Raw genomic sequence first — 25,328 nt, 5'->3', positions numbered from 1 at the left:
ATGGCAGGCAGCGGCGCGCCGTGCCACGCTGACGCGAGGCGGGCGGAAGAGAGCGGCGGCGCGACATGACCAACACGGTGGCGGCCTGGCTGGCCGCGATCCTTCTGGCGGGCGCGCTCGCGGACCTGGCGCTGAACGACGGGCAGGTCCTGTTCTTCCTCGCCCTCAGGCTCGCGCGGGTGATCGAATGGATGGCCTTCTGGCGCTGAGACCGCGGCGGCGGGACCCGGGGCCCGGCCTGCGGGGTTGTGTCCGCGACGGCGTCATCCCATTGTCGTTTGCACAAGCGCAGGCGCGGCGCTAAACCGCGCGAAGCAAGCCGCGTTAGCGGTAACATTGGCGGGCACGGGCCCGTCGAGGATCGGAGGAAACATGGCTGTCAAGGTTGCGATCAACGGATTCGGACGCATCGGGCGCAACGTCCTGCGCGCCATCATCGAGTCGGGGCGCACCGACATAGAGGTGGTGGCGATCAACGATCTCGGCCCCGTGGAGACCAACGCGCACCTCCTGCGCTACGACAGCGTCCACGGCCGATTTCCCGCCGAGGTGAAGGTCACGAACACCGGCATCGACGTGGGCCGCGGCCCGATCGAGGTCACGGCGATGCGCGATCCCAAGGAGCTTCCCTGGGCAGACGTCGACATCGTGCTGGAATGCACCGGCATCTTCACCGACAAGGAGAAGGCGAAGGTCCACCTCGAGAACGGCGCGAGCCGCGTGCTGGTGTCAGCGCCCTCCAAGGGCGCCGACAAGACCATCGTCTACGGCGTGAACCACGGCACGCTCACCGCCGAGGATCTCGTCGTCTCGAACGCCTCGTGCACGACCAACTGCCTCGCGCCGGTGGCGCATGTGCTGAACGGGGCCATCGGCATCAACCGCGGCTTCATGACGACGATCCACTCCTACACCGGCGACCAGCCGACGCTCGACACGATGCACAAGGACCTTTACCGCGCGCGCGCCGCCGCGATGTCGATGATCCCGACCTCCACGGGCGCCGCGCGCGCCGTGGGCCTCGTGCTGCCGGAGCTGAACGGCAAGCTCGACGGCGTCGCGATCCGCGTGCCCACGCCCAACGTCTCGGTCGTCGACCTGACCTTCGAGGCCGCGCGCGACACCTCCGTCGACGAGATCAACGCCGCGATCCGCGCGGCGGCCGGATCGGGCCCGCTGAAGGGCATCCTCGGCTTTACCGACGAGCATCTCGTCTCGATGGACTTCAACCACGACCCCCACTCGTCGATCTTCCACACCGACCAGACCAAGGTCATGGACGGCAACATGTGCCGCATCCTGACGTGGTACGACAACGAATGGGGCTTCTCCAACCGGATGGCCGACACCGCCGTCGAAATGGGCAAGTACCTGTAACGGGCGTCGGGCCGGGACGTGCGTATTTGAAGAAGATGAAGGCGCAGGCAGGGGGGCCGTCCCCCGTCTTCATCTTTCCGAAAATACGCACTGCGGAGGCATGAGACCCCTTTGCCGGCGGCGGGTGCGCCGCCATCCCGCCGCGGCGGGCAAGCCTTGGAGGCCGCTATGAGCTGGAAGACGCTGGACCAGATGGACCTGGCCGGGAAGATCGTGCTGACGCGCGTGGACATCAACGTGCCGGTCGAGGACGGGCGGGTGACGGACGCGACGCGGATCGAGCGCATCGTGCCCACCGTGAACGACATTCTCGCCGCGGGCGGCACGCCGGTCCTGCTGGCGCATTTCGGGCGACCCAAGGGCAAGGCCGACCCCTCGATGTCGCTGCGGCAGGTCGTGCCCGCGCTGGAGGCCGCGCTCGGGCGGAACGTGGCGTTCCTAGAGGCGCCCGGACGCAAGACGCTCGAGGACCTGCCCGCGGGGAGCGTCGCGCTTCTGGAGAACACGCGGTTCGATCCAGGCGAGGAGAAGAACGACCCCGAACTGGCGCGGAGCTATGCCGCGCTTGGCGATATCTACTGCAACGACGCCTTCTCGGCGGCACACCGGGCCCATGCCACCACCGAGGGCCTCGCGCATGTCCTGCCGGCCTGCGCCGGGCGTCTGATGGAGGCCGAGCTGAAGGCGCTGGAGGCCGCGCTGAGCAATCCCGAACGCCCCGTCCTCGCGGTCGTGGGGGGCGCGAAGGTCTCGACCAAGCTGGAGCTTCTGGCGAACCTGACGGGCAAGGTCGACATGCTGGTCATCGGTGGCGGTATGGCCAACACGTTTCTCGCCGCGCAGGGCGTCGACGTGGGCAGGTCGCTGTGCGAGCACGACCTCGGCGAGACCGCGCGCGAGATCCTGGCGCGGGCAGAGACGGCGGGCTGCGAGATCATCCTGCCCACCGATGTCGTCGTGGCCGAGGATTTCGCGGCCCATGCGCCCAACACAACGGTCGCGGCGACGGCGGTGCCGGCGGGGACCATGATCCTCGATGCCGGGCCCGAGAGCGTCGCGCGCATCCGCGAGGCGATCGACCGGGCGCGCACGCTGATCTGGAACGGCCCCCTCGGCGCCTTCGAGATCCCGCCCTTCGACGCGGCCACCAACGCCGCGGCGGAACATGCCGCGACGCGCAGCGCGGCGGGCGAACTGGTGTCGGTCGCGGGCGGGGGCGACACGGTCGCGGCGCTCAACCGGGCGGGCGCGGCCGGGCGGTTCAGCTACGTCTCGACCGCGGGCGGCGCCTTCCTGGAATGGATGGAGGGCAAGACACTTCCGGGGGTCGCCGCGCTGGAACAATCGGCCTAGGCGGTGGCGGCGGGCGCGCGCCTGCCGGCCCCGAGCGGCGCGACACGACACGACACGGGGCGACACGGGGCGACACGGGGCGACACGACGCGCCGCGACACACCACCCGCGCGCACCTGGACGTTCCCCGGCCGATGTTTGCGCCACCATGATGGACAGCGCCGGGACCTGCCCCTATTCCTTCGCGCCGAAGCGCATTCGGGCAAACACAGGGGATTTTTCATGACGCAGGACGCGATGCGGGACCAGATGAGGACCGGAAAGGGCTTCATCGCCGCGCTGGACCAGTCGGGCGGCTCCACGCCCAAGGCGCTGAAACTCTACGGGATCGGCGAAGACGCCTACGCCACCGACGAGGAGATGTTCGGCCTGATCCACGAGATGCGCACCCGCATCGCCACCGCGCCCGCCTTCACCGGCGACCGGGTGATCGGCGCGATCCTGTTCGAGAACACCATGGACCGCGACATCGCGGGCATTCCTTCGGCGAAGTTCCTCTGGGAAGAACGCGGCGTCGTGCCGTTCCTGAAGATCGACAAGGGGCTTGAGGCCGAGGCCGACGGCGTCCAGCTGATGAAGCCCATCCCCGGCCTCGACGACCTGCTCGACCGGGCGGTCGCGCACGGCGTCTTCGGCACCAAGGAACGCTCGGTCATCTCGGCGGCGAACGCGGCCGGCATCGAGGCCATCGTGGCGCAGCAGTTCGATCTGGGGCGGCAGGTGCTGGCCAAGGGTCTCGTGCCGATCCTCGAGCCCGAGGTCACGATCAGCATCGCCGACAAGGCGGCGGCCGAGGACATGCTGCTGGCGTCGATCCTGCGGCATCTCGACGGACTGGACACGCCGGTGATGCTGAAGGTGACGCTGCCCACGAAGGCCGACTTCTACCGGCCGCTGATCGAGCACCCCATGGTCCTGCGGGTCGTGGCGCTGTCGGGCGGGTATTCGCGCGCCGAGGCGAACGCGAAGCTGGCCGAAAACCACGGCATGATCGCAAGCTTCAGCCGCGCCCTGACCGAGGGCCTGACCGCGCAGCAATCCGACGAGGACTTCAACGCGGTCATCGCCGACGCGATCGAGTCCATCTACGAGGCCTCGATCACCTGAAGCCGGGGCCGAGGCGCGCGAGGATCGGGGCCGCGTCGGCGGGGGCGATGCTGCCCGCGACCTGGCCGCGATCGCCCGCGAGGCGCGTGGCCACGAATGCCTCGGCCACGGCGGCGGGCGCGTGGCGGAGCAGGACCGAGGCCGCCAGAAGAAGCGCGAGGCGCTCGGCGAACCAGCGCGCCTCGGCCTCGCGGGGCGCTCTGGGCCAGCGGGCGCGATGCGCCTCGAGCGCCGCGTCGTAGCGCCGGTCCGCGCCGATCGCGGCATCGAGTTCGGCCGCCAGCTGGCCGCCCGCCTCGGGCTCGCGCGCCAGCGTGCGCAGGATGTCGAGGCAGATGACGTTGCCCGACCCCTCCCAGATGCCGTTCAGCGGCGCCTCGCGGTAGAGCATCGGCAGGGGCGTGTCCTCGACGTAACCCATGCCGCCGAGGCCCTCCATCGCCTCCACGACGACGCGCGGCGCGAGCTTGTTGTTGACGTATTTCGCCAGCGCGACGGCGATCCGGGCGAAGGGCGCGCGGGCCGGATCGTCGAAGGCGCGCGCGACGTGGAAGCCGAGCGCGGTCGCGCCCTCCCAATCGAGGACGAGATCGGCGAGGAGCGCGCGCATTAGGGGCTGGTCGGCGAGGCGGCGCTGGAAGGCCGTGCGGTGCAGCACCCAGTGCGACAGGTGGTCGAGCGCGGCGCGCATCAGGCCCGCGGGCGCGAGGCCGGTGTCGAGCCGCGTGTGGTGGACCATGGCCATGATCGCGGGAATGCCGCGCCCCTCCTCGCCCACGAGATGCGCGCGCGCGCCGTGATACTCGATCTCCGCCGAGGCGTTGGCGCGATTGCCGAGCTTGTCCTTAAGCCGCTGCAGGCGGACGGCGTTGCGCGTCCCGTCCTCGAGCCAGCGCGGAACGAGAAAGCAGCTCACGCCCGCCTCCGTCCTCGCCAGCGTCAGGAACCCGTCCGACATCGGCGCGGAACAGAACCATTTGTGGCCCATGAGGCGCCACGCCTCGCCCTCCCGCTCGGCCCGCGTCGCGTTCGAGCGCACGTCCGAGCCGCCCTGCTTCTCGGTCATCGCCATGCCGAGGGTCGCGGCGCGCTTCGCCGACAGGGGCGCCACCGCGGGATCGTATGCGGCCGCCGTCAGCTTCGGAACCCACACCTCCGCAAGGCTGGGCGCCGCGGCCTGCAGCGCGGGCACGGCGGCGTAGGTCATCGTCATCGGGCAGCAGGAGCCGGGTTCCACCTGGCTCATCAGGTAGACGGTCGCGGCGTGCGTCAGGTGGCTGCCGCCGGTCCACGGACCCGAAGCGTATCCCGCCTCGAGGCCCAGCGTCATGAGGCGGTGATAGGCGTCCGAAAAGACGACCTCGTCGAGCCTGCGCCCGCCCGCGTCGAAAAGGCGAAGCTCCGGCAGGCGGCGATTGGCCTCCCGTCCCCACCCGGCCGCCTCGAGCGAACCGAGCTTGCGGGCGAGGCCACCGACATCCGCGCCGGCGGCATGGGTCCGCAGGACCGGATCCTCCTGCCACAGGTCGCGGTCGCCCCTGGGCGGCGGCTGGTTCGTCACCTCGTGGCTGCCGAGGTCGCTTTCGGGCTTCATTGCAACACCTCCCGCATCTCAGGATACGGATCGCGAATCGATGCGTCACGGGGGATTCCCATTTGCGCCGCACTGTGCGAATCTCGGCCGCGAGACGCCCGTCAGAGGCGTCCGGCACATGAGGCAGCGGCAATGTTTCGCAACATCTCCTTCACCGGGCTGGGCATCACCGTCGTCCTCGTGCTCGTCGGCGCGTATTTCACCTTCACCGCCGTGCAGGGAAATTACGGCCTGTTCCGCCGCATCCAGATCGAAGCCGAGGCCGAGCGGCTGACGCTGGAGCTTGCGCGCCTGGAGACACAGGCCGCCCGGATGGAGATCCTGACGCGGCGGCTGTCGGACGATTTCCTCGACCTAGACCTCCTGGACGAGCGCGCGCGCGACGTCCTGGGATACGTCCGGCCCGACGAGATCGTCCTTCCCTGACAGGCTCTGGACACGCCGTCATCGGCGCCTTTTCCCCTGCGTCACCTTATCCGTTCATTCTGGGGGTGTCATGACGCTTCGCCTTTGGTAATGATAGTTCAACGTTAAACTATCTGCTCTGGCGGGGAGGACCTTACCCAGATGGCGACCCGGAAAACCGCTTCGAAATCAGCAGACAAGCCGAACGTCTCGGCTGACGAGCTGAAAGCCTACTACCGCGACATGCTTCTGATCCGCCGATTCGAGGAAAAGGCGGGCCAGCTTTACGGTATGGGCCTGATCGGGGGCTTCTGCCACCTGTACATCGGGCAGGAGGCCGTCGTGGTTGGCCTCGAGGCCGCCGCCGAAGAGGGCGACAAGCGCGTCACCTCCTACCGCGACCACGGCCACATGCTGGCCTGCGGCATGGACCCCAACGGCGTCATGGCCGAGCTCACGGGCCGCGAGGGCGGCTATTCCAAGGGCAAGGGCGGCTCGATGCACATGTTCTCGAAGGAGAAGGACTTCTACGGCGGGCACGGCATCGTCGCGGCGCAGGTGCCGATCGGCGCGGGCCTCGCCTTCGCGGACAAGTATCTCGGCAACGACCGCGTGACCTTCACCTATTTCGGCGACGGCGCGGCCAACCAGGGCCAGGTCGCCGAGACCTACAACATGGCGCAGCTCTGGGATCTGCCCTGCATCTTCGTCATCGAGAACAACCAGTACGCGATGGGCACGAGCGTGAAGCGCGCGACGAAATCGCCGGACTTCTGGGAACGCGGCGCGGCCTACGGCATCGCGGGCGAGGCCGTGGACGGCATGGACGTGCTGGCCGTCAAGGAAGCGGGCGAGAAGGCCGTCGCGCACTGCCGCGCGGGCAAGGGCCCCTACATCCTCGAGGTCATGACATACCGCTACCGCGGCCACTCCATGTCCGACCCCGCGAAATACCGCACCCGCGAGGAAGTGCAGGAGATGCGCGAGAAGCGCGACGCGATCGAGAACGTGCGCCAGCTTCTGCTGACCGGCAAGCACGCCACCGAGGACGATCTCAAGAAGATCGACAAGGAGATCAAGGACGTGGTGAACGCCTCCGCCGACTTCGCCAAGGAAAGCCCCGAGCCCGCGCTCGAGGAGCTCTGGACAGACATCTACGCCGACGTGGCGCCGCAGGACGCCTGAAGGGGGACGACGACAGATGGCAACCGAAATCCTGATGCCCGCACTTTCCCCGACCATGGAGGACGGCACGCTGTCCAAGTGGCTGGTCAAGGAGGGCGATACCGTATCGGCTGGCGACATCCTCGCCGAGATCGAGACCGACAAGGCCACGATGGAATTCGAAGCGGTCGATGAAGGCGTGATCGGCAAGATCCTCGTGGCCGAAGGGACCGAGGGCGTGAAGGTCAACAGCCCCATCGCCGTGCTGGTGGAGGAAGGCGAGGACGTGCCCGAGGACGCCGGCGACAGCGCGGGCGCTGCGGCCCCCGCGCCCGTGGCGCTCGAGACGTCGGAGGGCCGCGCGAACCCCGCGCCCGCCACCGCGGCCCCTGCCCCGCAGCCGGTGACGTCGAACGCATCGCCCGACTGGCCGGCGGACGCCGAGATGAAGAAGATGACCGTCCGCGAGGCGCTTCGCGACGCCATGGCCGAAGAGATGCGCCGCGACGACAGCGTCTTCGTCATGGGCGAGGAGGTCGCCGAATACCAGGGCGCCTACAAGGTCACGCAGGGGCTGCTCGACGAGTTCGGCGCGCGTCGCGTGATCGACACGCCGATCACCGAGCACGGCTTCGCGGGCCTCGGCGTCGGCGCGGCTTTCGGCGGGCTGCGCCCCATCGTCGAGTTCATGACCTTCAACTTCGCGATGCAGGCGATGGACCACATCGTCAACTCGGCCGCCAAGACGCTCTATATGTCGGGCGGCCAGATGGGCGCGCCGATGGTCTTCCGCGGCCCCAACGGCGCGGCCGCCCGCGTGGGCGCGCAGCACAGCCAGGACTACGCCGCATGGTTCTCGTCGGTGCCCGGCCTCAAGGTCGTGCAGCCCTACTCGGCCGCCGACGCCAAGGGCCTTCTGAAGACGGCGATCCGCGATCCGAACCCTGTGATCTTCCTCGAGAACGAGATCCTCTATGGCCGCTCGTTCGACGTGCCGCAGGTCGACGACCTGACGATCCCCTTCGGCAAGGCGCGGATCTGGCGCGAAGGCACGGACGTGACCATCGTGAGCTTCGGCATCGGCATGACCTACGCCCTCGAAGCCGCCGAGAAGCTGGCCGAGGACGGCATCGACGCCGAGGTGATCGACCTGCGCACGTTGCGCCCGCTCGACTACGACACGGTGATTGCAAGCGTGCAGAAGACCAACCGCTGCGTGACCGTCGAGGAAGGCTTCCCGGTCTGCTCGATCGGCAACCACCTGTCGGCCTACATCATGACGCACGCCTTCGATTACCTCGACGCGCCCGTGCTGAACTGCACCGGCAAGGACGTGCCGATGCCCTACGCGGCCAACCTCGAGAAGCTTGCGCTGACCTCGACCGCCGAGGTGATCGAGGCGGTCAAGGCCGTGACCTACAAGGGTTGAGCCCATGATGCGCGTGCTCGGCAAGACGACCGCTTCGGACGCCTACCGCGTCGGCCTTCGGATCGAGGGATCCGAGGTCGTGGCACTGGTGACCGAGGCGCTTCTGTCGGCCGAGCACGGGACGGAGCGGAGGGTTCCGCACCAGGCCGCCTACGACTGGATCGAGACGCGCGCCAACGCGCTCGTCCATGCAGTCCGCACGCTTCATTCCGGCGCCCGTCCGCGGGCGCCCTTCGACCAGATCACGCTCGAGCCCGCGCGCGACTGACGCGGCGAGAGACAAGGGAGAGCCCCGACGATGCCCACCGAGATCCTGATGCCCGCGCTGAGCCCCACGATGGAGGATGGAACGCTGGCCAAGTGGCTGGTGAAGGAAGGCGACACCGTCTCGGCAGGCGACATCCTCGCCGAGATCGAGACCGACAAGGCCACGATGGAATTCGAGGCCGTGGACGAAGGCACCATCGGCAAGATCCTCGTGCCGGAGGGAAGCGAGGGCGTGAAGGTCAACGCGCCGATCGCGATCCTGCTGGAGGAAGGCGAAAGCGCGGAGGACATCGACGCCCCGGCGGCGAAGGCCGAGGACGCGCCGAAACCGGCCGAGGCCCCGGCCCCCGCGCCGACGCCCGCCGCCGCCGCGACGGCGGCCACGCCCACTCCGGCCGCGCCGGTCTCGCAGGACGGTGGCCGCATCTTCGCCTCGCCGCTCGCCCGCCGCATCGCCAAGGACAAGGGCATCGACCTTTCGGCGATCAAGGGCTCGGGGCCGCATGGCCGCATCGTGAAGGCGGATGTCGAGACGGCCGAGGCCCGGCCCGCCGCCGCGAAGGCCCCCGAGGCCGCCGACGCGCCCGCCGCCGCGACGGCCGGCGCCAAGCCCGCGATGCCCGCGGGCATGGGCGCGGAGCAGGTCACGAAGATGTACGAGGGCCGCGACTACGAGGAGGTCAAGCTCGACGGGATGCGCCGCACCGTGGCCGCGCGTCTCACCGAGGCCAAGCAGACCATCCCGCACTTCTACCTGCGCCGCGACATCCGCCTCGACGCGCTTTTGAAGTTCCGCTCGCAGCTCAACAGGCAACTCGAGGGCCGCGGCGTGAAGCTTTCGGTCAACGACTTCATCATCAAGGCCTGCGCGAACGCCCTTCAGGCCGTCCCGGACGCCAACGCCGTCTGGGCGGGCGACCGGATGCTGCGGCTGAAGCCCTCGGACGTGGCGGTCGCCGTGGCCGTCGACGGCGGGCTCTTCACGCCCGTTCTGAAGGACGCGCACCAGAAATCCCTTTCGGCGCTGTCGGCCGAGATGAAGGACCTCGCCACCCGCGCCCGCGACCGCAAGCTCGCGCCGCATGAATACGTCGGCGGCTCCTTCGCGATCTCGAACCTCGGGATGTATGGCATCGACAACTTCGACGCCGTCATCAACCCGCCCCACGGCGCGATCCTCGCCGTCGGCGCGGGCGTGAAGAAGCCCGTGGTGGGCGAGGACGGCGAACTGACCGTGGCGACGGTGATGTCGGTCACGCTGAGCGTCGATCACCGGGTCATCGACGGCGCGCTCGGGGCGGAACTGCTCAAGGCGATCGCGGACAATCTCGAGAACCCGATGGTCATGCTCGCCTGAAGCCCGACAGCGCCGCCCGGGAGGATGGGCGGCGCGCACCTGCGGGGCCGCGCGAAAGCTGCGGCCCCGTTCTCCGTTTCGGGCCGAGCCTCGGCCCGTGGCCCCCGCACCCCACAGGACCAGCCCCGCGCCGAGCCACGCATACGAGGCCAGCGCCAGCCACGTCGGCACGCGGGCAAGCGCGCCCCGCCCTTGCCGCGGTCGTGCCCCGGTCGTGTCCAGCGGGACGGCCGCGCCATCCAGGCGAACGCCGCCGTCAGCGCCGGGAAGCCCGCGTTGAGCCAGAACGTGTCTTCGGGGGCAAGACGGCCCTCGGGCGCGGGCAGCCCCTTCTGCGGCGGTTCGGGCGCGATGCCTGGCCGGTCGAAGCCGCAGTGCGGCACGAGCGCGGCGGCGATCAGCCCGGGAAGGAAGACCGCCGCGATGCATGGCGGCATGCGCCAGCCTCGGCCCATCCTTGAAGAAACGTGGACATGGATCCTCAACGTGCCTGTCGCGCGGGGGTGGGGTGCCGGACCGGCCTGCAAGGTTTCGTCACGGGCCTCCGACGGTTACGTCCCGCCACGCGCCGGGGGCGAGGCCGCCCACGTCATGCGCCCCCACCGACCAGCGGATCAGGCGCAGGACCGGCAGGCCGACATGGGCGCACATGCGCCGCACCTGCCGGTTGCGCCCCTCGGTGATGGTGAGGCGCAGCCATGCCTCGGGCACGGACTTGCGGAACCGCACCGGCGGGTCGCGCGGCCAGAGCCAGCCCGGCTCGGGCACCGCCTCGACCTCGGCGGGCCGCGTCGGCCCGTCGTTCAACGTCACGCCCGCGCGCAGGGCGCCAAGCGCCTCGGCCGTCGGCACACCCTCCACGAGGGCGAAGTATGTCTTGGGCGTCTGCGCCCTGGGCGAGGTGATCCGTGCCTGAAGCCCGCCATCGTTCGTCAGCAGCAAGAGCCCCTCGCTGTCGCGGTCGAGCCGCCCGGCCGGATACATCCCGGGCATGTCGAGGAAGCGTCCCAGACCGGGCCACGTCCCGTCGTCGGTGAACTGGCTGAGAACGTTCATGGGCTTGTTGAACGCGACGAGGCGCGTGGCCTGCTGCGGGCGGCGGGCGCGGGGGCGGGGCCGGCTCAATGCGCCTCCGCCCAGTTCGCCCCCTGCCCCGCATCGACCACGAGCGGCACCGAGAGGTGGACCGCCGGATGCGCCGCGCCCTCCATGACGTCGCGCGCCCGCGCGATCAGGTCGCCGGCCGCGCCCTCGTCCACCTCGAACAGAAGCTCGTCATGCACCTGCAGAAGCATGGTCGCGGGCAGCCCCTCGATCGCGGCCTCCATGCGGATCATCGCGCGGCGGATCACGTCTGCGGCGGTGCCTTGTATCGGCGCGTTGATCGCCGCGCGCTGCGCGAACCCCGCGGTCGGCCCCTTGGCGTTGATCTCGGGCGTGTGGATCTTGCGCCCGAACAGCGTCCTGACGTGGCCGTGCTCCTTCGCGAAGGCCTTGGTCTCGTCCATGTAGTCGCGGATGCCGGGGAAGCGTTCGAAATAGCGGTCGATGAAGCCCTGCGCCTCGGCCCTGGGAATGCGCAGGTTCCGCGCGAGCCCGAACCCCGAGATCCCGTAGATGACCCCGAAGTTGATCGCCTTGGCCTGCCGCCGCACGTCGGGCGTCATCTGGTCGAGCGGCACGCCGAACATCTCCGAGGCGGTCGCGGCGTGGATGTCCTGCCCCTCGCGGAAGGCCTGTTTCAGCGCCTCGATCCCGGCAATGTGGGCCAGGATGCGCAGTTCGATCTGGCTGTAGTCGAGCGATACCAGAACGCGGCCCTTGCCGGCCACGAAGGCCTCGCGGATGCGCCGCCCCTCCTCGCTGCGCACGGGGATGTTCTGCAGGTTCGGATCGGTCGAGGCGAGCCGCCCGGTATTGGCCCCCGCGATGGAATAGGACGTGTGCACGCGGCCCGTGTCGGGGTCGATATGGTCCTGCAGCGCGTCGGTATAGGTCGACTTCAGCTTGGACAGCTGCCGCCAGTCGAGGACGCGCGCGGGCAGATCATGGACGGTGGCGAGGTCTTCGAGCACGTCGGCGGGCGTGGAATACTTGCCGGTCTTGCCCTTCTTGCCGCCGTCCAGGCCCATCTTCTCGAACAGGATCTCGCCCAGCTGCGCGGGCGAGCCCACGTTGAAGCTTTCCCCGGCAAGCTCGTGGATCTCGGCCTCCAGCGCCGCCATCTTCTGCGCGAAGGCGTTGGACATGCGCGAAAGCGTGTCGCGGTCGACCTTGACCCCCGCCCGCTCCATCCGCGCGAGCACCGGCACCATCGGCCGCTCCAGCGTCTCGTAGACGGTGGTGACGTGCGCGCGGTGCAGCTGCGGCTTGAAGAGGTGCCACAGGCGCAGGGTGACGTCGGCATCCTCGGCGGCGTAGGGTCCGGCGCGCGCGATCTCGACGCGGTCGAAGCTGACCTGCGCCTTGCCCGAGCCGATCAGCTCCTTGATCGGGATGCAGGAATGGGACAGGTAGCGCTCGGCCAGCGTGTCCATGCCATGCCCGTGGAGCCCCGCGTTCATCGCGTAGGACATCAGCATCGTGTCGTCCACGGGCGTCACGTCGATGCCGTGGCGCGACAGGACCTTCACGTCGTATTTCGCGTTCTGCGCGATCTTCAGGATCGCGTCGTCCTCCAGCACCGGCTTCAGCGCGGCGAGACAGTCGGCCATCGGCATCTGCCCCTCGGCCAGCGCGTTGTCGGCGAAAAGGCCGTCTCCGCCCTCGCCCTTGTGCCCCAGCGGGATGTAGCAGGCGCGCCCGGGCTCGATCGCCAGCGACACGCCCACGAGCTCGCAGGTCATCTCGTCAAGCGAGGTCGTCTCGGTGTCGAAGGCCACCACGCCCCGCGCCCGCGCCGCGTCGAGCCAGGGACGCAGCGCCTCGATGTCGCGGACGATCTCGTAGCTCTCCGTGTCGATCGGCGGAAACTCGGGCGCAGCCTCGACGCCCCCGCCATCGGGGGCCGTCTCGGGCGCGGCCTCGGGGATCGCCGGCGCCTCGACGCCCAGTTCGCCCGCGATCCGGCGGCTGAGCGTGCGGAACTCCATCTCCGACAGGAACGCCAGCAGCGTCTCGGGGTCCGGCGCGCGCACCTCCAGGTCCTCGAGCGTCTCCGTCATCGGCACCCGGTCGTCCAGCGTCACGAGGCGCTTGGACATGCGGATCTGCTCGGCATTATCGATCAGCGTCTGCCGGCGCTTGGGCTGCCTGATCTCGCCTGCGCGCTCCAGCAACGTCTCGAGGTCGCCGAACTCGTTGATCAGCAGCGCCGCGGTCTTCACCCCGATCCCGGGCGCTCCGGGGATGTTGTCGACGCTGTCGCCGGCCAGCGCCTGCACGTCCACCACCCGGTCCGGCCCGACGCCGAACTTGGCCTCCACGCCCTCGGCGTCGATGCGCAGGTTCTTCATCGCGTCGTACATCTCGACGCCGCCGCCCACCAGCTGCATCAGATCCTTGTCCGACGAGATGATCGTCACGCGCCCGCCCGCCTCGCGCGCCTGCCGCGCGAGCGTGGCGATGATGTCGTCGGCCTCGTAGTTCTCCAGTTCGAGGCACGCGAGGTTGAACGCCCGCGTCGCCTCGCGCGTCAGCGGGATCTGAGGGCGCAGGTCCTCGGGCATCGCGTCGCGGTTGGCCTTGTAGAGATCGTAAAGGTCGTTGCGGAACGTATGGCTGCCCTTGTCGAAGACGACGGCGGCGTGCGTCGGCGCGTCGGGGCCGGTATTGGCCTCGATCATCCGGTGGATCATGTTGCAGAAGCCCGCCACGGCCCCGATCGGCAACCCGTCGGACTTGCGCGTCAGCGGCGGCAGGGCGTGGTAGGCGCGGAAGATGAACGCGGACCCGTCCACGAGGTGCAGGTGATGCCCCTTGCCGAATGCCGCCGTCTCGCCGGTCATGTGCCCCTCCGCGATTTCCCGACCCGCCTCCGGCGCGCCGGCGGCGCGGGAGCGACAGGCCTTTTACCCGGCGCCCTCAGGCGCGCCCGGCGTCCTTTCCGGCTGCTGTTCCGGCGAAGTCGGCATGGACGAACTTCTTGTCGCAATAGCCGCATTCCACGTAGCCCAGGTCGCGGTCGATCGACAGCCAGACGCGCGGATGGCCCAGCGCGCCCTCGCCGCCGTCGCAGGCGACGCGCCACTGTGTCACGATCTCGGTTTCGGGCGGGTCTATCGGCATCTTGCGCTCGTCCTCGGTCGGTGCTCGTCCGCCGATATGGCAGGTTGGCGCGCACCGGGCAAGGGCGGGCGCCACGCAATCCGCGCCACGCCCTCGGGCCTCGCGCGCCCTCCTCCCTTCATCTTTCCCCAAATACGCAAATGACACGGGCTGCGTCCCCGCGCGGACGCCCGCCGGTTCAGCGCGCGGGCTGCAGCATCCGGCCAAGGGGCCGCCCTGCAAGGATGTGGAGATGGTAGTGCGGCACCTCCTGCACCGCGTCCTCGCCCGCGTTCGACAGGGTCCGGTAGCCCGCCCCGCCCGCGCCCGGCCCGATGCCCGCCTCGGCCACGATACGCGCCGCCACGCGGTGGAAATCGACGATCTCCGCCTCGCTCGCCTCGGCGGCGAAATGGTCGAAGGTGACGTAGGCGCCCTTCGGGATCACCAGCACGTGGACCGGCGCCTGCGGGCGGATGTCGTTGAAGGCGAGCGTGTGCTCGGTTTCGATGACGGTCGAGTTCGGGATCTCGCCGCGCAGGATCTTCGCGAAGATGTTCTGGTCGTCGTAGTGATAGGGCATGGTCGCTCGGCTCCTTCAGTCTGCGAACAGGTGCGGTGTCTCGGCGAGGGTATGGCCGGTCTCGGCGCCGATGTCGAAGACCTCCGACAGGACGGCCGCGTTCTCGGCCGCCGAGGCCTGCTCGCGCAGGCGCCAGTGGTTGGGGAAGCCCGCCTCGCGGATGCGGGTCGCGTGGTCCTCGAACTCCTGGCGGAGCGTGGGCAGCATCCGGGCGATCACCTCCTGCGGCGTGGCCGAGGTGACGAGGCCCGCGCGCCGCGCGTGGCCGACGAGATAGCGGTCGTCATGGGCGCAGTGCACCTCCAGAAGGCGCGTCCTCGCCCTGTCGGACATGAAGTCGGCGATCAGTCCGACATTCTCGGGATCGAGGCAGATCACCATCCGGTCGGTGCCGTGACGGTCGTAGAGAAGCCGCAGGAACGCGCGGCGGTGGCGGTTGCGCTTCTCCAGCGTCCGCTCGGTCCCGCCAAGGTCCGGCAGCGGGCATGTCGCGTCGTCGAAGACGTATTCCGCGCCCGGGATGCCCAGGGTGTCCTCGACCGCGTGCATCAGGCGCTTGCCCACCTGCCATTTCTTGCAGACGATCATGACCAGCTCGCGCTCGGCCCCCAGCGTGCCCTCCCGCTCCCAGAAGCGCGCGCCGAAGCGCCGGCCGCCCCGCCCCCGCCCGGTCAGGTAGCGGTAGAGCTGCGCCCCTTCCGTGCCCGCCGCGACATCCATGCGTCCCGATGTCCACAACGCGCCCAGCCGCTCCCGCAGCACCGTGGCGCCGGGGCTGATCTTTCGTGCGAACAGGTGGTCCTGCGCGAGGAGAAAGTCGTACTGGTCGTTGTGGAACGTCACGGGCATCCCGTAGTCGCTGAACAGCTTGAAGGTCGGCGAGCGGTTCTCGATCTCGGCGTCGGGCACGAGGTGGCGCACCAGCGTCTGGAAGAAAGTCTCGTCGGGGATCCACGTCGTGCGGAAGAAGCGCACCACGTCGGGGCGCGCGGCGATGAAGGTCATGATCGCCTCGACGGTGGCCCGGCGCAGGCACCACCACTGGCTGCCGATCATCACCTGAAGGTCGGCAGGGATGCGCCGCTCCAGCCGGAGGCGGCGCTGGAGGTCCATCGAGGCGTGGAACAGGCGTTTGTGCGTGCGTTCGTTGAAGACATGGCGATAGACCAGCCGCTCGCGCCGCAGCCCCGTGCGGATCCAGTCCGAGGCGAAGAAATCGAAGCTTTCGATGTGGTCACGGTCGGCGGCGTCCAGCACGGCGTGGGCGTGGGCGGCCGACTTCACCGGCGCGCAATCGCCCGAGATCATGCAGAAATGCGTGGCGTCGGGAAAGGCCGCGGCGGCGGCCTCGAGCGTGTTCAGAGTGGCGCGCACGAGGCTCCACTCGCCCCAGCCGCATTTCACCCGGCGCGCGGCGAAGGCGACACGGGCGTTGCCGCCGAGGGCCGCGCGGAGGCGCGCGAAATCTTCAGCGGGCGCGCGGGCGTCGTAGTGGATCGCCACGCCGTCCCCGCTCGCCGTCAGCCTCTCGGCCTGCCGCACGACGGTCTCGGGCTCCTTGTGGCACAGGAGGATGAAGGCGATCTTTGCCATGCTCGATCGGTTCGCGCCGCTGCCCGCTTCCTTGCAGCCCAAGCCATAGCGCAGCGCGATTGAAGAAACATCACTTCTTTGCTTCCCTCCGCCGCGGCGGCCCCGCATCCTGCGCGGGCATGCAACGAGGCACGAGGCGGCGCGATGGGGTTTCCCGGAACCTGGATGACGACGAGCGAAACCATGATCTACCGCGTCGTGCCCAAATGCGCCTGCTCGACCATCGGCCAGATCATGCATTACGGCGACAACGGCGCGTTCTACGACGGAGACATCCACGACGCCGAGACGGGCCTCCACAAATGGGCCTTCGAGCACAGCCAGCCGCGCATCGAGGCGCGCGCGCGCGCGCGCGACGCCTATGCCTTCACCTGCGTGCGCAACCCCTACAGCCGCATCCTCTCGAGCTTCTTCGACAAGATCTGCGGCATCCAGCGCAACGGGCGGCGCTACCGCGGCAACCTCGTGCCCATGCTGGTGCAGAAATACGGGATCGACGTGGGCGGCGAGGACGGAAGCGCGGAGTTCGACCAGATCGCGAGCTTCCGGCGCTTCCTGCTGTTCGCACGCGACACGATCCGGTGGCGCAAGCCGATGGACCCCGACATCCACTGGTCGTCCGTCTCGGGTCATGTCTCGACCTTCGTGACGAATGGGGGCCGTTACGACAGGATCTTCTGGGCCGAGCGCTTCGAGGAGGGGATGCAGTCGGTGCTGGACGCGGTGGCGCTGCCCCACCCCGTGACGCTTGCCCAGGTCCCCCGCTTCAACGAAAGCGCGCTCCACGGCCCGAAACGGGCACACCCCGTGGAGGATTACTTCGACGACCTGTCGATGCACCTCGTCTACGAGATATACAAAAGCGACTTCGATCTCTTCCGCTACGATTTCGAGCGTCCGGGAAACAGGATGCCGCTGGGCGAGATCGACCTCGACGAGGTGCACGCGAAGCTCGGGGATTGAGCGTGTCACCCGTGCCGCACTTCGGGGCCGCTATTGATTCACGCGTCAACATTGTTGCTTTGCAAGGGTCCGGCAGCTACGTTTCCCTAGGGGAAATTCACGGATATCCGGGGGCTTGAATGAAGGCTGGTTCTGGTTTGAAGGCGCTGTGCGCGCTTGGCGTCGCGGGTGCCCTCGCCGTCTCGGCCTCCACGGCCTCGGCGCAGGACGCAGGCTCGGTGCCGGAACGGCGCGCGGCCGTCTTCGCCTCCCTGATCGATGCGCCGTCCGACCGGGCCCTGATGCAGGAATACGCCCGCCTCTCTGTCGAGATGCGCGACTACGAGGCGGCCGCCGCCACCCTGGAGCGCCTGATCGACCTCGAGCCCGAGAATGCCGGCGCGCGCCTCGAGCTTGCGACGGCGTATTACGCCCTCGGCAACTACCCCCTCGCGAATTACCACTTCGACATCGCCTCCGCGTCGGGCGCGCTGACGCCGGCGCAGGCGGGCGCGGTCGACGCCTACCGCGCCGCCGCCGCGCAGCAGGACCGCCCCAGCCGCCTGAGCGGCGTCATTGCCGCGGGCGCGGTCACGTCGGAGGGCGAGACCGGATTCCTGGGGACCGCGCAGCTCGACTGGCGCATCGACCTCGGCGACGCGAACGCAACCGACTGGGTGACGGAGATCGGCATCTCGAGCTTCGTTCTCGGCGCGGGCGCGGGCGCCGACACCAACGACAGCCAGCGCATCCTGCTGCGCACCGGCCCCGAGCTGAAGCTGGCCGGCGAGGCCTTCGGCCCGAGGCTTCAGCCCTATGTCGAGCTCGAGGCCGTGCGCTATCCTGACGCTTCCGCATCGGATTTCGACGCCGTCTATCTCGGGCTCGCCTACCAGAACACCTACAGCGCCGAGTGGAGCAGCTTCGCGGACGCCTCGATCGGGCGGGGCGAGCGCCGCGCGTCGGGCGACACGATGGATTTCCTCTATGCCGTTGGCGGCCTGACCTACCGCCCCTCGCGCGAGGCGCAGTTCCGCATGGCCGCCTCCTATTCCCGCGAGGAAGAGCAGGACCGCGAGGAGGACGGACACGGCCTGCGCGCCGATTACGTCCGCGCCTTCGCCGCGCCCGCCGCACTCGACGCCAGGAACTGGCTGGCGGGCGCCTTTGCGGGCATCGACTGGTTCGACATCACCGAGGCCGCGACGCAGCGGGATGAGACCGTGCGATCCGCCGGACTGTTCCTGAGGTCCTACCTGGGCCGCGACCTTTTCATCGAGACCCGCGCAAGCCACCTGCGGCGCGACGGCGGCACCGGCACCGAGGAGACCCTCGTGTCGATGCAGCTTGGCTGGGAGTTCTGACATGGTACCATTTCGTCGCAAGTATCTCGCCGCAGGCCTTCTGGCGGTCGCCTGCGCCCTGCCCGCCGCCGCGCAACAGGTCGCCACCGTGGCCTCCAGTCAGCCGACGCTGCGCGGCACGCCGCCCGGCGGCGCCACGCGCGACCTCGCACTCGGCTCGGCGCTGGTGCAGGACGAAACCGTGCAAAGCTCGGCCACCGGGCGCGCGCAGCTGATGTTCCTCGACCAGACAACCCTCTCGATCGCGCCGAACACGACGATCGTCCTCGACCGCTTCGTGTTCGATCCCGACCAGGGCTCGGGCGAGCTGGGCGTGCAGCTGACCGAGGGCGCGCTGCGCTTCATCGGCGGGTCGCTCGCGCGCAACCAGGAGGCCGTGATCACCACGCCCACCTCCACCATCGGCATCCGCGGCTCCTCGACGCTGATCCTGCATTCCAACGGCCGCACCACGGCGATCTTTCTCGCCGGCGACCGCCTTTGCTTCTCTGCGGGCTCGGGGCGCAACTGCACCAGCCGTCCCGGCGGCATGATCAACGAAGACGGCTACCAGGGCCGCGTCTCGAACGAGTTCCTGGCGGCGGTCCTGAACGAGGTCGACGGCGGCCCGGTCGTGGTGACGTCGGGCGGCGGCGGCACCGGGGGCGGCACCGGCATCGGCGACGCGGCCCCTCCGGGCAGCGCGCCGACTTCGCCCGACGGGGAAAGCTACGACACGCAGGTCTTCGACAACGGCTTCGACAGCGACACGCTTCTGGGGCTGATCGACACGCTCACCCCGCCCGAGGCGGCGCCACCCCCCGCCCCGCCGGAGCCGGAGCCAGAGCTGCCGCCGCTGCGCTGACAGGGCGCTAGCGCTTGGACGTGGCGATCGCGGAGCCGTCCCATCCGGGCGCGGGCGGCTCCTTGCGCATGGCAGCGATCCGGCCGAGATAAAGCTCGGCCAGCCGCACCGTCTCGCAGAACCCGACCTCGAGCCTCGCGAGGTCGGTGAAGCCCGCCTCCGCGCCGTCCCAGTCCATCGCCAGATAGGCCGCACGCGCCGCGCCGAGCGTCCCCGCGAAGGCGTCGAGGCCCACCGCCCCCTCCGGCACCACGGTCGAGACCTCGACCGCCCGCGCGAAGCCCTTGGCCGCCACGAGGTCGAGCGGCACGGCGCGCAAGCCGTCGGGACAGGCCGCCGCCGCGTCCGGCCCGACGCAGTTCGACACGCCGTATTGCCGCGTCAGCCCCTCGAGCCGGGCGGCGAGCGTCACGGTGTCGCCCACGCAGGTATAGCTCAGCCGGTCCCGCGAACCCATCAGGCCCACATAGGCCGGGCCCGCGTTCAGCCCGATCGCCACCCGGATCGGCGGCAGGCCCTCGGCGACCAGGTCGGCCGAGGCGCGCGCGGCCGCGCGCTCCACCGCATCGATCGCCCAGAGCCCCGCCTCGGTATGGTCCCCGCGCGAGATCGGCGCGTTCCAGAACGCCATGACGGCGTCGCCGATGAACTTGTCGATGGTCGCGCCCCCGTCCACGAGCGCTTCGGCCACCGCCGAGAGATAGGTGTTCACCAGCGAGACGACCCTGTCGGGCGGCATCGCCTCGGTCACGGTCGAGAAGCCGCGCATGTCCACGAACATCACCGTCAACTCGCGCTCCGCGCCCTCGGGCGTCAGCGCGGCGTCGGGATTCGCCTCGATCCTGCCGATCAGTTCGGGCGGCAGGAAATAGGCGAAGCGCGAGCGGATCGCGCGCCGCGCGCGCTCCTTCGCGAGGAAGCCTAGCGTCGTGCCGGGAACGAACACGGCCAGCGCGGTCAGGACCGGCATCACCGGATCGAACAGAAGCCCCGCCAGATCGAAGGCGAGGATGCCCCCGGCGATCGGCCCCAGCCCCACGACAAGACCCGCGACCAGCCCCAGAAGCGGCCGCTCGCGCAAGAGGAGGGCGGTGATGGACAGGCCCGCGACGGCGACCAGCAGCATTTCGAGCCCCGGCATCCAGTCGGGCCGGTTCAGGAACTCGCCCGACACGATCTGCTCGATGATCTCGGCATGGAGCGTGACGCCCGCGATCCCGGCGTCGAGCGGCGTCGTGCGGATGTCGAACAGCCCCTGCGCCGAGGACCCCACGAGGATGATCCGCCCGGCAAGGCGCGCCTGCAGGTCCGGATCGACGCCCTCGGCCTCGAGAAGGCGGCCCGCAGGCGTGATGCGCTCGGGGTGGAACCCTGAGAAATGCACGCGGAAGCGACCGTCCGCCTCGACCGGATAGCTCAGCGCGCCGGTCCGCATGGCCACCGCCGAGGCGGTCCCGCCCGACACCTCGCCCGAAGCCTCCGAGGTCCGCAGGATGTGCCCGCCCGCCCCCTGCGCCACGCGCAGCAACTCGGCCGCGAGCGAGGGCACCAGCGTCTCCTCCACCCCCGTGACCATCGGCACGCTGCGCGTCACGCCGTCGGCGGTCCGCCCGAGGCTGATCATCCCGATGCCCGCCGCCTGCGCCGTCAGTTCGGGCAGGTTCACGATCGCCGCGGGGTAGCGCACCAGCGACGTCGGCACCGCGCCCGTGACCGCGACCCCCGCGCGCGGCACGGGGACCTCGCCCTCCTGCGCGCCCGCCACCGACAGGACGACGGGCCGCCCCTCGATGGCGCGGGCGAAAAGCTGGTCGTGCGGCGGCAGTCCGAGGTCGGGCAGAACCGGCGGGATGCCCGGACGAAAGCGCGTCCAGCTTTCGGTGATGCGCTCGGGCGATGTGCGGTCGGGCTCGGGGAAGAGGATGTCGAACCCCACCGCCGCCGCGCCATGCGCGAACAGCCTGTCGGTCAGCGTCGCGAGGTAGCTGCGCGGCCAGGGCCATTGCCCGTAGGCATCCAGCGCCGCCTCGTCGATGTCGATCAGGTGCACCGGCGCCTGCGGGTCGTAGTCGCGCGGGCTGGCGCGCTGGTAGGCGTCGAAGACCGCGTCGCGCGCCTGCTGCAGGATCGGCGGCGCAAGGACGGTCAGCGCGAGCATGACGACGGTGACGGCGAGCCCGAGGGCAAGGATCAGGCGGCGCATCAGGCGCGCGGCCCCGCGGTCCGCGCGCGCCGGACCCTGTCGTTCGACCGTCTGGGCACACATGCCTCCGTCTTGCCAACCCTTCGAGACCATGGGCGAATTCCGGAGATTTGGCAAATGCCGGGGAATTGACCCGAGGCCTGCGGCCGGGTTAGGCGTGGAGGGCCGCCACGGGACCGGCACGGGAGAACGCGATGACCGCCATATCCTTGACGGGCCTGTTCGGCCTGATCGGCGTCTTGCTGTATCTCGGAGCCTACGCCGCGCTGCAATTCGGCCTGCTCCGCGGCGCCTCGCTGAGCTACACGCTGCTGAACCTGACGGCCGCGAGCCTCGTGCTGCTCAGCCTTCTGGAGACGTGGAACCTGTCCTCGGCGCTGATCCAGAGCTCGTGGATCGTGATCTCCGTCATCGGGATCGGCCGGCGCATCTGGCAACGCTCGGCGATAAGCTTCAGCGAGGAGGACCGCGAATTCCTCGCCCGGCACATGCCGGCGCTGCCGCTGGTAGAGGCCCACGCCGTCCTGCGCCGGGGCAGCTGGCGCGACCACGCCCCCGGAGAGGCGTTGGCCAGCCAAGGGGAGGAGGTCGGCGGACTGCTCTATCTCGCGGCGGGCGCGGCGAGCGTCAGGGCGGACGGGCGCGAGGTCGCCACGCTCGCGCCCGGCGCGCTGGTCGGGGAGATGACGCTGATCCATGGCGGCGCCGCGACGGCCGACGTGACCGTGACCGAGGCAGCGCGCGTGCTGCATCTGCCGCGCGGCCAGCTTCTGAAACGGATGAACGACACGCCCGACATCATGCTTGCCGTGGGCAACGCCCTGCAGGCCGAGATCCGTCGCAAGCTTCAGGCCATGAACGCCGGCGCCGATGCGCCCGCCGCGGCGACCCGCCCGGTCGAGCGCGTCATCTGACGCTGGCCGGAAGACGCGCCCCGGCCGCCCCCCGCGGCAGGGCGGCGCGGCCCATCGGCACGCTGTCGGCGACCTTGCGCGCCAGTTCCTGCCCGAACAGCGCCACCATCGCGTTCGACAGCGCCGGCGCGCGCGCCATCCGTGCCCGGAGCGCGGCGATCGGAAGACGGACGACGGCTCCGCCCGCGGGCAGCACCACGCCCGCGCTCGAGGGATTGCCCGTCAGAAGCGCGACCTCGCCCACGAAGGTCGGCCCCGCGATCGGGAAGGTCTCGTCCTGCTTGGTGATCTCGATCCGGTCCGAGAACACGAGCATCAGGTCCGCCACCGGTTCACCCTCGAGCGCGAGGGCCGCGCCCGCGGCCGCCGTCTCGTGGCGCATGAGCGGGCGGAGACGGCGGAACTGGCCCGGCGTCAGCGTCGGGAAATGCGCATAGAGCGCGCGGTCGTCCCTCGACATCCGCCACGTCGTGCGCTCCGTCGCGATCAGAAGCACGAGCGCGGTATTCACGCAGATCAGAAGCGTGTTGGTCAGGACGGAGGGGATGACCGGATCGGCCCGCAGGCCGTAGAACAGCGCATCGCAGGCAAGGCCCGTCATCACGAGGATGCGCAGCAACAACTCGTCCCGCACCGCGAAGCCGATCATCTTGAACCCCAGCCCGAGGACCAGGAGCGCGGTGATCGATACGGGGTCGTCCATGAAGGCTGTGGTCCTCGAGGCGGCGGCCGGGCCGCCGGCGCGACGTCCCGCAGGGTCTGCGTGTCGTGCCCGAAGCACGGACGGGTCCTTATCGCGATTCTCGCGGGGCCTTGTGTGAAGGTTTCATGACAATCCGGGATCCGGGCCGCGATGCGGAGCCGCCCCCCACCCCGCCGGGGCTGCTGCCTAAAGCAGGCCCTGCTCCCTGAAGACTTCGGTCAGGGGCCGCTTCGGGCGCGGCCCGACATGGCGGATGACCTCCGAGGCGGCGGCGACGCCCATGCGCCCGGCCATCTCGAGGCTGCGCCCGGTCGCCATGCCATAAAGGAACCCCGCCGCGAACTGGTCGCCCGCGCCCGTCGCGTCCACCGGCGTGATCCGCTCCACCGCGACCTCCGCGCGCTCGCCCCCCCGGATCAGCCTGACCGGATCGCCCGAATGGGTGCAGACCACGACCTCGCAGACGGCGGCCGCCCGGCTCAGCGCTTCATCGAGGTCGTCGGTCTCGTAGAGCGCGAGCCATTCCTCGTGGTTGCCGATCGTGTAGTCCATCTCGGCCTCGATCAGCCGCCTGAAGTCGCCGCGGTGGCGGTCGACGCAGAACGGATCGCTGAGCGTGATGCCGACCCTGCCGCCCCCCTCGCGGCAATGCCGCGCGGCGGCGGCGAAGGCGGCCTTGCCCTCGGGCTTGTCGTAGAGGTAGCCCTCGAGGAACAGCCATGCCGCGCCCGAGGCGACGGAGGCATCGACGTCATCCTCGTCGAAATCCGCGCCCGCGCCGAGATAGGTGTTCATCGACCGCTCGCCGTCGGGCGACACGAAGATCATCGAGCGCGAGGTGGGCGGCAGTGCGCCCGCGACCGGCGGGTTCGGGAAATCCGTGCCCTGCTCGGCCATGCCGTCCGCATAGAAGCGGCCGAGCGCGTCGTCCTTCACCTTGCCGAGAAACGCCGTCGACAACCCGAGCGAACCCACGCCCGCGATGGTGTTCGCGACCGATCCGCCCGCGGCCTGCACCCGGTCGGTCATCGCGGCGTAGAGCAGTTCGGCGCGCTCGCGCTCGACCAGCTGCATGATGCCCTTGGTGATGCCCATGTTCTCCAGGAAACTGTCGTCACCATGGGAGATCACGTCGACGATGGCGTTGCCGATGCCGACGACGTCGTAGCGGTGGCTCATGCTGTGGTCCTTCTTCTGGGTCCGGCCTCGGCTTCCATGGTCTTGTCCTCGTAGGCGCAGAGATCGCGGATCGGGCAGGCGGGGCACTTGGGCTTGCGGGCGACGCAGATGTAGCGGCCATGCAGGATCAGCCAGTGATGGGCGTGGCGCTGGAATTCCACGGGCACGTTGTCCTCGATGGCGCGTTCCACCGCCTCCACGTCGCGTCCGGGCGCGATGCCGGAACGATTGCCGAGACGGAAGATGTGCGTGTCGACGGCCTGCGCGGGATAACCCCACCACATGTTCAGGACCACGTTCGCCGTCTTGCGCCCGACCCCCGGCAGGGATTGCAGCGCCGCGCGCGACGAGGGCACCTCGCCGTCGTAGTCCTCCACGAGGATGCGCGACAGCTTCATGACATTGCGCGCCTTGTTGCGGAAGAGCCCGATGGTCCTGATATGCTCGACCAGCCGCTCCTCGCCGAGATCGAGCATGCCCTGCGGAGTGTCCGCCACCTCGAAGAGAGCGCGCGTCGCCCTGTTGACGCCCACGTCCGTCGCCTGGGCGGACAGCGCCACCGCGACGAGCAGCGTGTAGGCGTTCACATGCTCGAGCTCGCCCCGCGGCTCGGGTTCCGCATCCCTGAAGCGTCGGAAGACCTCGAGCATGGTGGCGTATGGAAGTTGTCTGGCCATGGGCTCCCTTTTGGCCCGTCGGCCGCGGGGCGGCAAGGGGCAGCCGCAGCTCGGGACCTGAAGGCCC

At 69.7% G+C, this 25,328-nt stretch carries 23 protein-coding genes; 13 read left to right on the top strand and 10 right to left on the bottom strand.

Annotated features, from left to right (window positions below):
- Nucleotides 1–65: 65 nt before the first annotated feature.
- From P6F26_RS16270 to P6F26_RS16255, 4 genes are all read left to right on the top strand, one after another.
- Nucleotides 66–209 (top strand): glyceraldehyde-3-phosphate dehydrogenase, encoded by a 144-nt coding sequence (locus P6F26_RS16270; protein ID WP_278029757.1) that lies wholly within the window; start codon nucleotides 66–68, stop codon nucleotides 207–209.
- Nucleotides 210–372: 163 nt separating this feature from the next.
- Nucleotides 373–1,377: a type I glyceraldehyde-3-phosphate dehydrogenase gene (gene gap, locus P6F26_RS16265; RefSeq protein WP_278029756.1), complete on the top strand. Its 1,005-nt coding sequence runs from the start codon at nucleotides 373–375 to the stop codon at nucleotides 1,375–1,377.
- Nucleotides 1,378–1,545: 168 nt separating this feature from the next.
- Nucleotides 1,546–2,730, top strand: a complete 1,185-nt coding sequence (locus tag P6F26_RS16260; RefSeq protein ID WP_278029755.1) for a phosphoglycerate kinase — start codon at nucleotides 1,546–1,548, stop codon at nucleotides 2,728–2,730.
- Between the two features lie 222 nt (nucleotides 2,731–2,952).
- Nucleotides 2,953–3,837 carry a fructose bisphosphate aldolase gene (locus P6F26_RS16255; RefSeq protein ID WP_278029754.1) on the top strand — a complete coding sequence of 295 codons (885 nt, stop codon included), beginning with the start codon at nucleotides 2,953–2,955 and terminating at the stop codon, nucleotides 3,835–3,837.
- Here the strand turns inward: P6F26_RS16255 and P6F26_RS16250 are convergent.
- Nucleotides 3,830–5,431, bottom strand: coding sequence for an acyl-CoA dehydrogenase family protein (locus tag P6F26_RS16250; protein ID WP_278029753.1), 1,602 nt, complete (start codon nucleotides 5,429–5,431; stop codon nucleotides 3,830–3,832). The two genes, P6F26_RS16255 and P6F26_RS16250, sit on opposite strands and share 8 nt — an antisense overlap.
- A 132-nt stretch (nucleotides 5,432–5,563) precedes the next feature.
- Between P6F26_RS16250 and P6F26_RS16245 the strand changes: the two genes are divergently transcribed.
- The 5 genes from P6F26_RS16245 (at nucleotide 5,564) to P6F26_RS16225 (ending at nucleotide 10,053) form a co-directional block, all read left to right on the top strand.
- A complete protein-coding gene (locus P6F26_RS16245; RefSeq protein WP_278029752.1) occupies nucleotides 5,564–5,857 on the top strand; it encodes an FtsB family cell division protein in 294 nt (97 codons plus the stop codon).
- A gap of 141 nt (nucleotides 5,858–5,998) precedes the next feature.
- Nucleotides 5,999–7,021 (top strand): pyruvate dehydrogenase (acetyl-transferring) E1 component subunit alpha, encoded by a 1,023-nt coding sequence (pdhA, locus tag P6F26_RS16240; RefSeq protein ID WP_278029751.1) that lies wholly within the window; start codon nucleotides 5,999–6,001, stop codon nucleotides 7,019–7,021.
- A 16-nt stretch (nucleotides 7,022–7,037) separates the two neighbouring features.
- Nucleotides 7,038–8,429 carry a pyruvate dehydrogenase complex E1 component subunit beta gene (locus tag P6F26_RS16235; RefSeq protein ID WP_278029750.1) on the top strand — a complete coding sequence of 464 codons (1,392 nt, stop codon included), beginning with the start codon at nucleotides 7,038–7,040 and terminating at the stop codon, nucleotides 8,427–8,429.
- A 4-nt stretch (nucleotides 8,430–8,433) separates the two neighbouring features.
- Nucleotides 8,434–8,697 (top strand): hypothetical protein, encoded by a 264-nt coding sequence (locus P6F26_RS16230; RefSeq protein WP_278029749.1) that lies wholly within the window; start codon nucleotides 8,434–8,436, stop codon nucleotides 8,695–8,697.
- A gap of 30 nt (nucleotides 8,698–8,727) precedes the next feature.
- A complete protein-coding gene (locus tag P6F26_RS16225) occupies nucleotides 8,728–10,053 on the top strand; it encodes a pyruvate dehydrogenase complex dihydrolipoamide acetyltransferase (RefSeq protein ID WP_278029748.1) in 1,326 nt (441 codons plus the stop codon).
- Nucleotides 10,054–10,587: 534 nt separating this feature from the next.
- On the opposite strand, the gene P6F26_RS16220 is transcribed toward P6F26_RS16225, so the two are convergent.
- From P6F26_RS16220 to P6F26_RS16200, 5 genes are all read right to left on the bottom strand, one after another.
- The gene (locus P6F26_RS16220) at nucleotides 10,588–11,178 is read right to left on the bottom strand and encodes a pseudouridine synthase (RefSeq protein WP_278029747.1); all 591 of its coding nucleotides are present in this window, start codon (nucleotides 11,176–11,178) and stop codon (nucleotides 10,588–10,590) included.
- Nucleotides 11,175–14,000, bottom strand: coding sequence for a DNA polymerase I (gene polA, locus P6F26_RS16215; protein ID WP_278029746.1), 2,826 nt, complete (start codon nucleotides 13,998–14,000; stop codon nucleotides 11,175–11,177). Before polA ends, P6F26_RS16220 begins: the two co-directional genes overlap by 4 nt.
- Nucleotides 14,001–14,076: 76 nt before the next feature.
- On the bottom strand, nucleotides 14,077–14,280 hold the full coding sequence (locus P6F26_RS16210; RefSeq protein ID WP_278029745.1) for a zinc-finger domain-containing protein: 204 nt from the start codon (nucleotides 14,278–14,280) through the stop codon (nucleotides 14,077–14,079).
- A 178-nt stretch (nucleotides 14,281–14,458) separates the two neighbouring features.
- Nucleotides 14,459–14,842 carry an HIT domain-containing protein gene (locus P6F26_RS16205; protein WP_278029744.1) on the bottom strand — a complete coding sequence of 128 codons (384 nt, stop codon included), beginning with the start codon at nucleotides 14,840–14,842 and terminating at the stop codon, nucleotides 14,459–14,461.
- 15 nt (nucleotides 14,843–14,857) lie between these two features.
- Nucleotides 14,858–16,435, bottom strand: a complete 1,578-nt coding sequence (locus P6F26_RS16200) for a DUF5928 domain-containing protein (protein WP_278029743.1) — start codon at nucleotides 16,433–16,435, stop codon at nucleotides 14,858–14,860.
- Nucleotides 16,436–16,579: 144 nt separating this feature from the next.
- On the opposite strand from P6F26_RS16200, the gene P6F26_RS16195 reads away from it, so the two are divergent.
- The 3 genes from P6F26_RS16195 (at nucleotide 16,580) to P6F26_RS16185 (ending at nucleotide 19,585) form a co-directional block, all read left to right on the top strand.
- On the top strand, nucleotides 16,580–17,398 hold the full coding sequence (locus P6F26_RS16195) for a sulfotransferase family protein (protein ID WP_278029742.1): 819 nt from the start codon (nucleotides 16,580–16,582) through the stop codon (nucleotides 17,396–17,398).
- Between the two features lie 119 nt (nucleotides 17,399–17,517).
- The gene (locus P6F26_RS16190) at nucleotides 17,518–18,741 is read left to right on the top strand and encodes a tetratricopeptide repeat protein (RefSeq protein ID WP_278029741.1); all 1,224 of its coding nucleotides are present in this window, start codon (nucleotides 17,518–17,520) and stop codon (nucleotides 18,739–18,741) included.
- A 1-nt stretch (nucleotide 18,742) separates the two neighbouring features.
- Nucleotides 18,743–19,585 (top strand): FecR family protein, encoded by an 843-nt coding sequence (locus tag P6F26_RS16185; RefSeq protein WP_278029740.1) that lies wholly within the window; start codon nucleotides 18,743–18,745, stop codon nucleotides 19,583–19,585.
- A gap of 7 nt (nucleotides 19,586–19,592) precedes the next feature.
- Here P6F26_RS16185 and P6F26_RS16180 read toward each other — a convergent pair whose 3' ends face one another.
- Nucleotides 19,593–21,851, bottom strand: a complete 2,259-nt coding sequence (locus P6F26_RS16180; RefSeq protein WP_278029739.1) for a CHASE2 domain-containing protein — start codon at nucleotides 21,849–21,851, stop codon at nucleotides 19,593–19,595.
- Nucleotides 21,852–21,982: 131 nt separating this feature from the next.
- On the opposite strand from P6F26_RS16180, the gene P6F26_RS16175 reads away from it, so the two are divergent.
- The gene (locus tag P6F26_RS16175; protein ID WP_278029738.1) at nucleotides 21,983–22,702 is read left to right on the top strand and encodes a Crp/Fnr family transcriptional regulator; all 720 of its coding nucleotides are present in this window, start codon (nucleotides 21,983–21,985) and stop codon (nucleotides 22,700–22,702) included.
- Here the strand turns inward: P6F26_RS16175 and P6F26_RS16170 are convergent.
- From P6F26_RS16170 to nth, 3 genes are all read right to left on the bottom strand, one after another.
- Nucleotides 22,695–23,405 carry a hypothetical protein gene (locus tag P6F26_RS16170; RefSeq protein ID WP_278029737.1) on the bottom strand — a complete coding sequence of 237 codons (711 nt, stop codon included), beginning with the start codon at nucleotides 23,403–23,405 and terminating at the stop codon, nucleotides 22,695–22,697. The two genes, P6F26_RS16175 and P6F26_RS16170, sit on opposite strands and share 8 nt — an antisense overlap.
- 186 nt (nucleotides 23,406–23,591) lie before the next feature.
- Nucleotides 23,592–24,584, bottom strand: coding sequence for an adenosine kinase (locus tag P6F26_RS16165; RefSeq protein WP_278029736.1), 993 nt, complete (start codon nucleotides 24,582–24,584; stop codon nucleotides 23,592–23,594).
- Nucleotides 24,581–25,261 (bottom strand): endonuclease III, encoded by a 681-nt coding sequence (gene nth, locus P6F26_RS16160; RefSeq protein WP_278029735.1) that lies wholly within the window; start codon nucleotides 25,259–25,261, stop codon nucleotides 24,581–24,583. The genes P6F26_RS16165 and nth overlap by 4 nt, the downstream gene beginning before the upstream one ends.
- Nucleotides 25,262–25,328: the final 67 nt, after the last annotated feature.

This window comes from Roseicyclus salinarum, from assembly GCF_029624655.1.
GTDB lineage: Bacteria > Pseudomonadota > Alphaproteobacteria > Rhodobacterales > Rhodobacteraceae > Roseibacterium > Roseibacterium salinarum.
Note: the sequence above shows the minus strand (reverse complement) of the source record. Positions and strands in the feature narration are given on the sequence as shown.